Annotated in this window: 11 protein-coding genes and 1 pseudogene; 6 read left to right on the top strand and 6 right to left on the bottom strand. The window is 42.4% G+C overall.

The annotated features are described in order from the left end of the window. Positions 1–74: pseudogene (locus QZ135_RS23040) on the top strand (30S ribosomal protein S18); the annotation flags it as partial. A gap of 15 nt (positions 75–89) precedes the next feature. Next, positions 90–539 (top strand): 50S ribosomal protein L9, encoded by a 450-nt coding sequence (gene rplI / locus QZ135_RS23035; protein ID WP_009130611.1) that lies wholly within the window; start codon positions 90–92, stop codon positions 537–539. Positions 540–598: 59 nt separating this feature from the next. On the opposite strand, the gene QZ135_RS23030 is transcribed toward rplI, so the two are convergent. The 4 genes from QZ135_RS23030 to QZ135_RS23015 form a co-directional block, all read right to left on the bottom strand. After that, entirely contained in the window at positions 599–1,318 is a 720-nt protein-coding gene (locus QZ135_RS23030) for a hypothetical protein (protein WP_294615132.1), read from the bottom strand. Positions 1,319–1,330: 12 nt separating this feature from the next. Further along, on the bottom strand, positions 1,331–2,029 hold the full coding sequence (locus QZ135_RS23025; RefSeq protein ID WP_294615130.1) for a hypothetical protein: 699 nt from the start codon (positions 2,027–2,029) through the stop codon (positions 1,331–1,333). Between the two features lie 133 nt (positions 2,030–2,162). After that, the gene (locus tag QZ135_RS23020; RefSeq protein ID WP_294615127.1) at positions 2,163–2,381 is read right to left on the bottom strand and encodes a hypothetical protein; all 219 of its coding nucleotides are present in this window, start codon (positions 2,379–2,381) and stop codon (positions 2,163–2,165) included. 159 nt (positions 2,382–2,540) lie between these two features. Next, positions 2,541–4,214 carry a long-chain fatty acid--CoA ligase gene (locus QZ135_RS23015; RefSeq protein WP_294615125.1) on the bottom strand — a complete coding sequence of 558 codons (1,674 nt, stop codon included), beginning with the start codon at positions 4,212–4,214 and terminating at the stop codon, positions 2,541–2,543. Between the two features lie 85 nt (positions 4,215–4,299). Between QZ135_RS23015 and mtaB the strand changes: the two genes are divergently transcribed. The 4 genes from mtaB to QZ135_RS22995 are packed head-to-tail and all read left to right on the top strand — an operon-like array spanning position 4,300 to position 8,093. Then, positions 4,300–5,619, top strand: coding sequence for a tRNA (N(6)-L-threonylcarbamoyladenosine(37)-C(2))-methylthiotransferase MtaB (gene mtaB, locus QZ135_RS23010; RefSeq protein WP_294615122.1), 1,320 nt, complete (start codon positions 4,300–4,302; stop codon positions 5,617–5,619). 17 nt (positions 5,620–5,636) lie between these two features. Next, on the top strand, positions 5,637–6,536 hold the full coding sequence (locus QZ135_RS23005) for a lysophospholipid acyltransferase family protein (protein ID WP_294615119.1): 900 nt from the start codon (positions 5,637–5,639) through the stop codon (positions 6,534–6,536). Beyond that, on the top strand, positions 6,529–7,545 hold the full coding sequence (locus QZ135_RS23000) for a glycosyltransferase (protein ID WP_294615116.1): 1,017 nt from the start codon (positions 6,529–6,531) through the stop codon (positions 7,543–7,545). The genes QZ135_RS23005 and QZ135_RS23000 overlap by 8 nt, the downstream gene beginning before the upstream one ends. Positions 7,546–7,571: 26 nt before the next feature. Continuing rightward, on the top strand, positions 7,572–8,093 hold the full coding sequence (locus QZ135_RS22995; protein ID WP_294615113.1) for a methylglyoxal synthase: 522 nt from the start codon (positions 7,572–7,574) through the stop codon (positions 8,091–8,093). A gap of 350 nt (positions 8,094–8,443) precedes the next feature. Here the strand turns inward: QZ135_RS22995 and QZ135_RS22990 are convergent, their stop codons facing one another. Both QZ135_RS22990 and QZ135_RS22985 read right to left on the bottom strand, forming a co-directional pair. Further along, positions 8,444–9,139, bottom strand: a complete 696-nt coding sequence (locus tag QZ135_RS22990; RefSeq protein ID WP_294615110.1) for an outer membrane beta-barrel protein — start codon at positions 9,137–9,139, stop codon at positions 8,444–8,446. A 125-nt stretch (positions 9,140–9,264) separates the two neighbouring features. Then, positions 9,265–10,968: a hypothetical protein gene (locus QZ135_RS22985; protein WP_294615106.1), complete on the bottom strand. Its 1,704-nt coding sequence runs from the start codon at positions 10,966–10,968 to the stop codon at positions 9,265–9,267. Positions 10,969–11,339 lie beyond the last annotated feature (371 nt).

The following is an 11,339-nucleotide window of genomic DNA, read 5'->3' as shown; positions in this document are numbered from 1 at the left end:
GTCGTGTAGCTCAAGCTGTAAAGAGAGCCCGTCACTTGGCATTGTTGCCTTATGTAACTGACATGATGAAATAATAGGAGGAGGAAAGTATGGAAATTATATTGAAAGAAGACATTGTAAACTTGGGTTATAAGAACGACATCGTAACCGTTAAGTCTGGTTATGGTCGTAACTACCTCATCCCGACAGGTAAAGCTGTGATTGCTTCTCCCTCGGCAAAGAAAATGTTGGCTGAAGATTTGAAGCAACGTGCTCACAAACTGGAAAAAATCAAAAAGGATGCTGAAGCATTGGCAGCTAAATTAGAAGGTGTATCTTTGAAGATCGCTACTAAAGTTAGCTCAACCGGTACTATCTTCGGTTCTGTTGGTAACATCCAGATTGCAGAAGCGCTGGCTAAGTTAGGTCATGAAGTTGACCGTAAGATCATCGTTGTAAAAGACGCTGTGAAAGAAGTTGGCGAGTACAAAGCTATCGTTAAGCTGCACAAGGAAGTTTCTGTAGAAATTCCTTTCGAAGTAGTTGCTGAAGAAGCATAATTGAAAACTTCATATATAGAAAAAAGTCCGGTTTCCGAGAGGAGCTGGGCTTTTTTATTTTACTCATATTCTTTCTCAATGGCAGCTACTGCTTCATCAATGGCTTGTAAATATTGACTGTATATCTGGGTAGGATTCGAGTGGGTATCATAAATACTCTTTATCAGGGTAATTCCTTCCGGATATTTAAATAAGAATTTCCATGTTTCCATCCAGGAGTTTCTCTCTCTGTTTTCTACTAAAAATACTTGTATTTCATTATTGTCCAGTAGCTTTCCGCCTCTGTTCATTTTGTTGTTTTCATAGGATGTAGCTGTTTTGTAAGCCCTTTCTATGGCCGTATAAGTTTTTATAAGTTGAGTGGCTATTTCTTTATTATCGATACTTTGTAGAAGGGTGGATGATTTGAGCATTTCCATGGCATCATTTATATAGATGTAGTCTCTCGATAGTAAGGCAAAGTTGTCATATTTTTCCAGAGAGTCGGGTGAAGCTTTCTCTATACAATCTATATATTGAAGCAAATACTGAGCGCCTTGTTTCTCGAATATCTCTTGTTTCATCATTTCTTCTATACATTCCCGGTTTATCATCATTTCATTTTTCACCAATGACAGTGCTTTTTTAACTTCATTCTGTTGTTTGCGTTCTTCAATCCAATCGCTACCCCAGAAGGTGATAATGATGCCTAACACTACTGCTGTAAAATTGCAGATAAAATCTCCTAACCGTCTTGTTGTGGTAGGGGATGTGATAATCTCTTTTAATTTCTTTTTCATACACTTAATTATTTAGTTGTATAGCTTGTCGATAGCAGCAATGGTTTCATCAACAGATGCTATATAATAATTATAAGCTTCGGCATTTTGTATTTGCGGGATTTGGTTAACCAGCGCGACTGCTTCCAGATGTTTAAAGAGAAAATCCCAATTAATCACGCTATTCTCTATAAGATAGCGTTGGATTTCTGGAACAGCAGCGAACTTCTCTTGCAATTCCCTTTTAGTTGTATTGAAAAATTGGAAATGCTCATAAGCTGCTTTAATGGAGCTATACGTTTTAATTATTTGTATAGCAAGTTTTTTATCATTGATTTTCTGGATGAGCGCGGAACTCTTGAGCATCTCCATCGCATCATTGATTATGGAAAAGCTGTACGATTGAAAGGGAAGATGGCTATACTGTTTTAGAGAATCTTGCGACGCTTCTTGCATTCTGTTTTTGTACTTTAACAGATAACGAGCTGCTCTTTGTTCCAGTGCAACTTGGTCGCCCATCCCTATTATTTGTTCTTTATTTATGAGAAGTTCACTTTTTACTAATAGCAATGCTGTTTTTATTTCCTTTTGTGTATTGTGTTCTGTAATCATATCACTACCCACAAATGTGATAACGATACCTAAGATGACGGCAATAAGATTGCGGAAGAAATCACCGAGTTTGTATTCAGTGCTCATGTTTCGTATTTTCTGGCATAGATTTGTTTTCATGATAATCAGTATATAATAGTTATCAAGCAAAGGTAAGAATAATCTAAAAACAAGAAAGCAAAGGGACATAAAAAAAGTCTGTCCGTGCTTTTACACGTCAGACTTTCAATTCTCTCAGTGTGTTGTTCTGAAATTATTCAGCTACAACTGCTGCGCTATCTACTACTACAGTATCAGCTGCTGCGGCTGCTGCTGCTTCGGCTGCTGCTGCAGCTGCTTCTTCTACTGCTGCGATTGAGTCAGCGATGCGGATTGAGTCTGCTGCTGCTTTTTCAGCTGCTGCTTGTTTGTTACCACAAGATGCGAATGATACTGCTACAATAGCTACGGCCATCAAAACTAATTTTTTCATTTTCTTTGCTTTTTAAAAACGTAATACAATCAATTGCTTTATTAAAACGTTGCAAAGGTATGTACTTTTTCAATATGTTGTTCTCCAAATACCAACTTTTTTTATGTTTTTTTTGGAGCTCAGCGCTTTTCTTGACCTTTTTGTATGTTATAAAACATACTAATCTTCTGCAATACTGTTATATAAGTAGCGTTTGATGCTTCTTTTGGGAGTCTTCTCAAACTCAGTCGGATAAAGCTGAATCTGGCTTACTTTTTCGTATCCCGCCACGATGCTATTCAAGTTCTTCAGGTTTTCGTCCATGATGGCTTTCAGGTTTTCCGGTTGGTTCAATCCAAGAGAATCCAGAGCTTCGTAATCGGCATAAACCAGAGCCACCAGTTTCTTATTGCGCTCAATAACAAGGCTTTCCAGTACAAACGGCAGGTTGTTGAGACGTGCTTCGATTTCTTCGGGGAAGATGTTCTGACCGCTGGAACTGAGAATCATGGTCTTGCTGCGACCACGGATATAGAGGTTGCCATTATTATCCAGTTTGCCTAAATCGCCGGTGCGTAGCCAGCCGTCTTCGGTGAAGACTTCCTTGGTGGCTTCGGGATTTTTGTAATATCCGGCCATCACATTCTCGCCACGTACCTGAATTTCACCAATTTCGGCTTCAGGATCTTCTTTATAGATACGTGCTTCCATTATATCGAGCACACGACCGGAAGATGTCGGGGCGAATTCATTCCAAGGAGCATAGCTGATAAGTGGTGCACACTCCGTCATGCCATAACCGATGGTGAATGGGAATTTGATGCGATAGAAAAATTCTTCCACTTCCGGATTCATGGCAGCTCCGCCGATGATGACTTCCTTGAAGCGTCCGCCCAGCGCATCCACCAGTTTTTTGCGGATTTGCCCGTAGATTTGACCATCGAGCAAGGGGATGCTGAGTGCCCACTTCATGGTCTTTTTGTTGATGATGGGCTGGATAACGTTTTTATAGATTTTCTCGATAACGAGCGGCACGGTGATTATCAGGTTCGGCTTCACCTCTTCAAAGGCTTTCATCAGAATCTTGGGAGAAGGAACTTTACCCAAAAGAGTGACATGGGTGCCCACGGCAGTAGCCGTGAGGAAGTCGAAAGCACAACCATAGGCATGAGCCAATGGTAAGAAAGACAGAACCTTATCTCCTTTTTTCAATAACTCGGTGCGGATGCCGAAGGTGACGTTTCCGGCCAGGTTATTTCCCGTCAGCATGACCCCCTTACTAAAACCGGTGGTGCCCGAAGTGTAGTTCAGCAACATCACCTTATCATTGGAAAGAGTGGTATATTCCACATCTTCCCGGCGGAAACCTTTCGGATAAGTCTCGTGCAACTCTTCATCCAGATGTTTGAGGAAACGATTTACCGTTTCACCGTCGCGCTGGTGCAGGCAGCGGAAGTCGGAGAGGGAAAATACGGCACGTAGTCCGGTCAGGCGTTCTTCTTCCAGATGCTCCCAGATGGAATCGCTGGTAAAAAGGAATACGGATTCGGAATGATTAACTATATGATGTACATCGTTCGGATTGAAATCCTGCAGGATGGGTACCACGATAGCACCGTATGTGATGGTAGCCATGTAGGCAATGCACCAACGGGAATTGTTCTTGCCGATAATGGCGATTTTATCGCCCCGCCGCAGGCTGCAATGTTTGAACAGTAAGTGCAATTTAGCTATTTCTTGCGCTACTTGTCCGTAGGTATAACTCTCATCTTCACCGTAATCGGTGTAGCAGGGTAGGTCCCAATTCTCACGGAAACTCTGTTCGTAGAGTTTGATAAAGTTTTCTTGAATCATTGCACGAAAATTGATGAATTGTGCAAAAGTAGGAAAATTCTAAGAATTATATGTAACTTTGTGGCGGAAATGTGTTTAGATAGATATGATTGATACCACTATATTTCAAGATAAGACGGCGGTTTATTATACGTTGGGGTGCAAACTGAACTTCTCTGAGACCTCCACTATCGGTAAGATTTTGCGGGAAGCGGGCGTGCGCACAGCACGTAAGGGAGAGAAAGCGGACATCTGCGTGGTGAACACTTGTTCGGTGACGGAAGTGGCGGACAAGAAATGCCGTCAGGCCATTCATCGCCTGGTGAAACAGCATCCGGGAGCTTTCGTGGTTGTAACCGGCTGTTATGCCCAGTTGAAACCCGAAGCTGTGGCAAAGATAGAAGGAGTAGATATTGTGCTTGGTGCCGAGCAGAAGAAAGATTTGCTTCAGTATCTGGGCGATTTGCAAAAGCATGAGTCCGGTGAAGCGCACACTTCGGCGCTGAAAGACATCCATTCGTTTGCCCCGTCCTGTTCGCGTGGCGACCGCACCCGCTATTTCCTGAAAGTGCAGGACGGTTGCGATTACTTCTGTTCTTATTGCACCATTCCTTTTGCCCGTGGCCGGAGCCGCAACGGAACGGTGGTTTCCATGGTGGAGCAGGCACGTCAGGCGGCAGCCGATGGCGGAAAAGAAATCGTGCTGACAGGTGTCAATATCGGCGATTTCGGCAAGAGTACCGGAGAGACTTTCTTTGACCTGGTGAGGGCACTGGATGAAGTGGAGGGCATCGAACGTTATCGCATCTCCTCCATAGAACCGAATTTGCTGACTGATGAGATTATTGAATTTGTTTCCCATTCCCGCAGCTTCATGCCGCACTTCCATATTCCGTTGCAATCCGGTAGCGACGAAGTGTTGCAACTGATGCGCCGCAGGTATGATACGGAGCTTTTCGCTTCCAAAGTGCGGAGAGTGAAAGAAGTGCTGCCCGATGCCTTTATCGGTGTAGATGTGATTGTGGGTACACGTGGCGAAACGGATGAATATTTTGAGCAGGCTTATGAATTTATCAAGAGCCTGGATGTGACCCAGCTCCATGTGTTCAGTTATTCCGAACGCCCGGGTACACAGGCATTGAAGATAGACCATGTGGTGAGCCCGGAAGAAAAACACCGTCGCAGCCAGCGCCTATTGGAACTCTCGGACGAAAAGACGCGTGCATTTTACGCACGCCATATCGGGCAAACCATGCCCGTATTGCTGGAACGCTCCAAACCGGATGCACCCATGCACGGTTTCACTGCCAACTACATCCGTGTGGAAGTTCCCCATCAGGATGCTTTGGATAATCAGGTGATATCCGTCCGTCTGGGCGATTTCAATGAAGACGGAACAGCTTTGCAGGGAACACTCCTATTATAATAAGGTATAAGAAAAATATGAAATCGAAACTTGTCTACTGGCTGACCTACGCGGGTATGTGGCTTTTGGCACTGCTCCCTTTCCGGTTGCTCTATGTACTTTCCGATGGACTCTACTTCCTGATGCGGTATGTGGTGCATTATCGTCGCCGGGTGATCCGCAGGAATCTGAAGAATTCTTTTCCTGAAAAGTCCGAAGCAGAACTGCGTAAGCTTGAGCGTGAGTTTTATCACTATATCTGCGACTATATGCTGGAGGAAATCAAGATGATGCGTATGTCGTTTGAAGACCTTTCCCGGCGTATGGAGTATGGCAATACCGAAGAATATCTTGCCATGATTGAAAAGCACGGAGGTATCGTTGTACTTATTCCCCACTATGCCAACTTTGAGTGGCTGACGGCGATGGGAGCCTTCATGAAGCCGGGCGATGTGCCGTTGCAAGTCTATAAACCTTTGCGGAACAAGTATGTGGACGAGATGTTTAAGATTATCCGTGCCCGCCACGGTGGCTACAATGTGCCGAAACATTCTACAGCTCGCGAAATCATCCGGTTGCGCCGTGAGGGCAAACGGGTGGTTGTAGGGTTGATAACCGACCAGTCGCCTAACCGTAATGAAGCCAACCACTGGACTACTTTCCTGAATCAGGACACCGTATTTATGGATGGAGGTGAGCGCATTGCCAAGATGATGAACTATCCTGTTTTTTATTGCGAGTTGGAAAAACATCGCAGAGGATATTGTAAAGCGTATTTCGATCTGCTGACTGAAACCCCGAAGCAGACTGCCGATGGAGAAATCACCGAACTGTTTGCGCGCCGCTTGGAACAAACCATCCGCCGTGCTCCTGCTTATTGGTTCTGGTCGCATAAGCGCTGGAAACTGAGACGCGAAGATGTGAAACAAAATGGATAAGATAGCAGTTGTCATATTGAATTGGAACGGATGCGATATGCTCCATTCGTTTCTTCCTTCCGTGGTAAGCCATTCCGAGGCGGACGGCGCGGTGGTGTATGTGGCAGATAATGGTTCTACGGATGCGTCTGTGGAGATGCTTCGCCGTGAATTCCCTTCTGTGCGTTTAATTTTGCTGAAAGAAAATCACGGTTTTGCCGATGGTTATAATCTGGCTTTGCGGCAGGTGGATGCCGAGTATGTGGTACTTCTCAATTCGGACGTGGAAGTAACCGGACACTGGCTCCGCCCATTGACTGCTTATATGGACGCACATCCTGAGACGGCTGCATGCCAACCCAAAATACGCAGTTGGCGACAGAAGGAGATGTTTGAATATGCCGGGGCAGCAGGCGGCTTTCTCGACCGTTATGGTTATCCGTTCTGTCGCGGTCGGATTATGGGGGTGGTCGAAGAGGACAGGGGACAGTATGACACCATTATTCCTGTGTTTTGGGCTACGGGTGCGGCTTTGTTCATCCGTCTGGAAGATTATCGCGAAGCCGGCGGACTGGATGGACGCTTCTTTGCCCATATGGAAGAGATAGATTTGTGCTGGCGGCTTCGTGCCCGGAGGCGGCAGATTGTATGTGTACCGCAGAGCGTGGTTTATCACGTAGGTGGTGCTACGCTGAAAAAAGAAAATCCCCGTAAGACTTTCCTCAATTTCCGTAATAATCTTGTCATGCTCTACAAGAACCTGCCGGCAGAAGATTTGGTTCCGGTAATGCGTATACGTGCTTTCCTCGACTATGTGGCGGCATTGAGCTTTTTACTTAAAATGCAGTTCTCCAACGCATTGGCAGTGGTTCGTGCCCGACGTGAATATCGTTCGTTGCGTTCCTCCTTCACTCCGGCCCGTGAAGAGAACTTAAAAAAAACTTCCCTTTCCGTGATACCCGAATGGACAAAAAGCAGTATCTTGGCGCAGTATTACTGTCGTAGGAAGAAGTACTTCTCACAATTGTAGCTTTCTCACCACAGATTATTCAGATTATGGAAAAATTAGTTAGAAAGATTGGATTGGTGGCACACGATGCCATGAAGAAAGACCTCATAGAATGGGTTCTCTGGAACTCGGAACTGCTGATGGGGCACAAGTTTTATTGTACAGGCACTACGGGGACACTCATCCTTGAAGCCCTTAAAGAAAAACATCCCGATGTAGAATGGGACTTCACTATCTTGAAATCCGGTCCTTTGGGTGGCGACCAGCAGATGGGTTCCCGCATTGTGGACGGTGAGATTGATTATCTTTTCTTCTTCACCGACCCCATGACCTTGCAGCCGCACGATACGGATGTAAAGGCATTGACCCGCCTTGCCGGAGTAGAGAATATCGTCTTCTGCTGCAACCGCAGTACGGCAGACCATATCATTTCGAGCCCGTTGTTCGTAGACCCGACGTATGAGCGCACTGTTCCGGATTATACTGGTTATACCAAGCGATTTGAAAATAAACCGGTGGTTGCCGAGGCGGTGGAGTCTGCAAAGAAGCGGAAGAAAAAGAAAGGATAAAGGAGAGGCGAGTTCTCCGATGGGAATAAAAAGAGGGGAAGGCTTTCGTGTTTGGAAAGTCTTCCCCCCTTTTCATGTGGACTATAACAGAAATAAGGACGACTTTCTGTGTATATCTACACTTTTAAGGACGACTTTTTGCGATTGTATCACATTTAGTATGTATTGCAGCAATTGAAAGCAATAAAGGAATTGAGTATTTGTTATTGGTCGTCTGATAAATCTCGCTGTGAGATTGATTTAGATAATAAACGTAAATCCTAAAATATCATGTTTTTTACGGATTTCATTCCGCAAAAAACATGATATTTCGGGATTAGAGAAGGCTATGGATTCTCAAAGTCTATGATTTAGAATGTATATCCTACAGACAATTGATATCCATAATCCCTTATATCACACTGGCTCTGTATTTCCTTAATGGATTCATAGTACTGGAAAGATACTGCGTAATGTCCGTTAACTACCGCTTTCAGTCCCGCAACTCCTCCATAAGTCCAGTGACGGAGAGCATCAAGTTCTAGATTATAATAATAATCGGGTGAGTTACCACTGGGAAATTCACCCGAATATCCTTTCATTGGGTTCCACTTTTCATGTATTGCCTTGCCATCAGTTGGAGATGTGATTTCTAATGGGCATTTGCCGGCACTAAAGTTATATGAACCATATATTCCGACAGAAGGAATCAAACTTAATTTATTGCTAATCTGGATATTGTATCCCACCTTTAGCGGGATAATAATATGGTTTAGTTTTATCTTAACATCTGGAAATTGGGGATGCATACTATACGGCAGTTCCATGTTGCTTTGGGTTTGCATGAACGATGCCCCCGACATCAGCATCCAGTGTCTTTTGAACTCATAATCCACAGTTACCCCAATTTGGAATCCGGCTCCCATACCACCTTTCTTCTGAACATAATTATCACTGCTCTTGAAGTGTGTCAGATTCATTCCTGCATCTACACCGATTTTTACTTGTGCGGAGACGTGTAGTGACAGGCACAAAGTTACTAGTACGAATGTTACAATTCTTTTCATTACAATAATAGTTTAGTTATTTTTCGGTTACAAAGTTAGGGCAAACAATTATTATGAACGAAGATTTGCAGTCATACTATGAAAAGACAAAGTGTTGGTAAATAGATAGATAGCAAAGTGAAGAGTCATATCTTGCTTTCTTCTTCATTCATTCTCTCCTTTATTTTGTATTTTTTCTGGTTGAGAGGATGTGTATTGCTATAACCAAAGCAAATTGCAATGGACAACGGCTCAAGAGAAGTTTCTTGTAGGCAAAGGAACAATAGATCACTTTCGGTCAGCTTGGGATAGTTCTTATGGAGGAAGGAAATGTTATCATTGTATATTTCGAATATAGTGTTTTTCAATTGCTCTTGTTCGGCAGTAGTCAATACCTTCATTTCCTTTTTATCCGAAACTATTTGTTTGGATAGTGTAATCACTTTTTTGTAAATACTACTCTGGCTAAATAACCAATTGAGTAATTTTTGTTTTTCTTTCTTTAAATCAGATATGGCTTGCTCTCTTTCTTTTATTTGCTGTTCTTTGTTTTCATGTTCTTGTCTTAAATTAATTCGTTCCTGTTGTAGTAGGCCGATAATTAACTGATTATTTTCAATAGTGGCTTCTAAAGAAGACAATTTATTTAGTGTTTGCTTTAAGGATTGTTCGTATTGGTGCTGAAGCTGCTTTTTCCGGTTTATGCGGTTTTGATAGATAATTATAATTAGGAGACAAACGAATACGAAACCTGCGATAGTATTTCGTACAATGCGATTGCCTCTTATTTGTTCCTCTCTTACTTGCATTTTTGTGTCGTATTCATAGATCAATTGTTGTATTTCGGTTGACTGTTCCATGTAATATAAAGAATCTATGATGGCCGAGTGTTCCTCCAAATAGGTATTTGCTGTTCTGTAATCTCCGTTTTCTTTTTCAAGATTGTATAAGCTTTTTAAACAAGAGGTCTTACCTTCAATGGGTATATCCTCCAAACTTTTGTTTAAATAATACCGGGCTGAGTCTTTGTTTCCTCCTGTCTTTAGAAGTAGGTCTCCGAGGTTAAAATAGTAATTTCCATGATTCTCTTTTTGTGGTAGTTCTATAAGGGCTTTTTGTGCATAATACAAGGCAGAATCAAGTTCGTCAAATCCATCAAACTCCAGACTTAAATTGTGCTTGGACATCGCAATCTGTAGAGAATCTCCCGAGGCTATAGCATAATTTAGTGCTTTGCGTTGAAACATTAGGGTAGAGTCCTTTTCATCTATTAAGCAGTAGTATGTACTGATATTGTTCAGTGCTATTGATTTTTCCAGTTCTGTGGTACAGCACTGATACAAAGCTTTGTATATACCTATAGATTTGTCATAATACCCGGTATCAAAATAGATATTCCCCAATGAACTGAGTAGCAGATTTTTTGTTTTAAGTTCTTTCGGGAAATTTTGTATGATGGTCAATCCTTCTTGAAGATATGAGATAGCTTCCTTTACTTTTTCTATCTCAACAGCCAGCCTACCTTTATAGAGCAGCGCTACTGCTTTTTCTTTTTCATCATCGTCATAATAATCTAATGCCACGTTCAGCAGCGAGTCGCAAGGTAGCAAGGAGAGCTTGCACTTATCCGTAGCACGTGCAAGCAACAATGCATAGCGTGCGCATTTTTTATCGGAAAGTTCTTCTATTTCTTCCGGCAGTAAATCCAATAATCGGAGTGCACTGTCGGGATATTCTTCCATAAGTGCATCGGCATGTGAGAATAATGTTCCTGTTTCGCTTTTGTGTGAACAAGAAGATAGTAGTAATAAAACAGTAAGTAATGCTGTCGTAATCTTTAGGTTTGTCATCAGGTCGGTTATTTTGTTGGTGGCAAAGGTATGAATAAAATATTGCCTTTGAGTATACTCTACTAAAATATATTGAACTTATTCTACACTTTTAAGGATAACTTTTGCTTTGTTATTAAAACGTTTGTAATTTAATGAAAAGAGAAGTTACTAGTAAAATATATGAATGGAAAGGAATACGATTGGTTGACGAATTATCCGTCTTATGGCTATATCAAGTCTATTCTGAAAAGCTATTTTGAAAAGTCCAGTATCTCCTGTATTATGTATTGATATATAAGTGTTTGAAGTTTCCTACCGGTAGGAAACTTGCGTTTTGTAGTGTACTGAATAAGTTGACACTTCTAAAATTAGAAATTCATATGGAAGCA

The sequence above is a fragment of the uncultured Bacteroides sp. genome (genome assembly GCF_905207245.1).
In the GTDB taxonomy this organism is placed as follows: domain Bacteria; phylum Bacteroidota; class Bacteroidia; order Bacteroidales; family Bacteroidaceae; genus Bacteroides.
Note: the sequence above shows the minus strand (reverse complement) of the source record. Positions and strands in the feature narration are given on the sequence as shown.

Bases quoted from the DNA above. Each gene is read 5' to 3' on its own strand.
- QZ135_RS22995 (WP_294615113.1), top strand. From the start codon at position 7,572: ATGGAAAAATTAGTTAGAAAGATTGGATTGGTGGCACACGATGCCATG.
- mtaB (WP_294615122.1), top strand. From the start codon at position 4,300: ATGATTGATACCACTATATTTCAAGATAAGACGGCGGTTTATTATACG.
- rplI (WP_009130611.1), top strand. From the start codon at position 90: ATGGAAATTATATTGAAAGAAGACATTGTAAACTTGGGTTATAAGAAC.
- QZ135_RS23025 (WP_294615130.1), bottom strand. From the start codon at position 2,029: ATGAAAACAAATCTATGCCAGAAAATACGAAACATGAGCACTGAATAC.
- QZ135_RS23020 (WP_294615127.1), bottom strand. From the start codon at position 2,381: ATGAAAAAATTAGTTTTGATGGCCGTAGCTATTGTAGCAGTATCATTC.
- QZ135_RS22985 (WP_294615106.1), bottom strand. From the start codon at position 10,968: ATGACAAACCTAAAGATTACGACAGCATTACTTACTGTTTTATTACTA.
- QZ135_RS23000 (WP_294615116.1), top strand. From the start codon at position 6,529: ATGGATAAGATAGCAGTTGTCATATTGAATTGGAACGGATGCGATATG.
- QZ135_RS23005 (WP_294615119.1), top strand. From the start codon at position 5,637: ATGAAATCGAAACTTGTCTACTGGCTGACCTACGCGGGTATGTGGCTT.
- QZ135_RS23015 (WP_294615125.1), bottom strand. From the start codon at position 4,214: ATGATTCAAGAAAACTTTATCAAACTCTACGAACAGAGTTTCCGTGAG.
- QZ135_RS22990 (WP_294615110.1), bottom strand. From the start codon at position 9,139: ATGAAAAGAATTGTAACATTCGTACTAGTAACTTTGTGCCTGTCACTA.
- QZ135_RS23030 (WP_294615132.1), bottom strand. From the start codon at position 1,318: ATGAAAAAGAAATTAAAAGAGATTATCACATCCCCTACCACAACAAGA.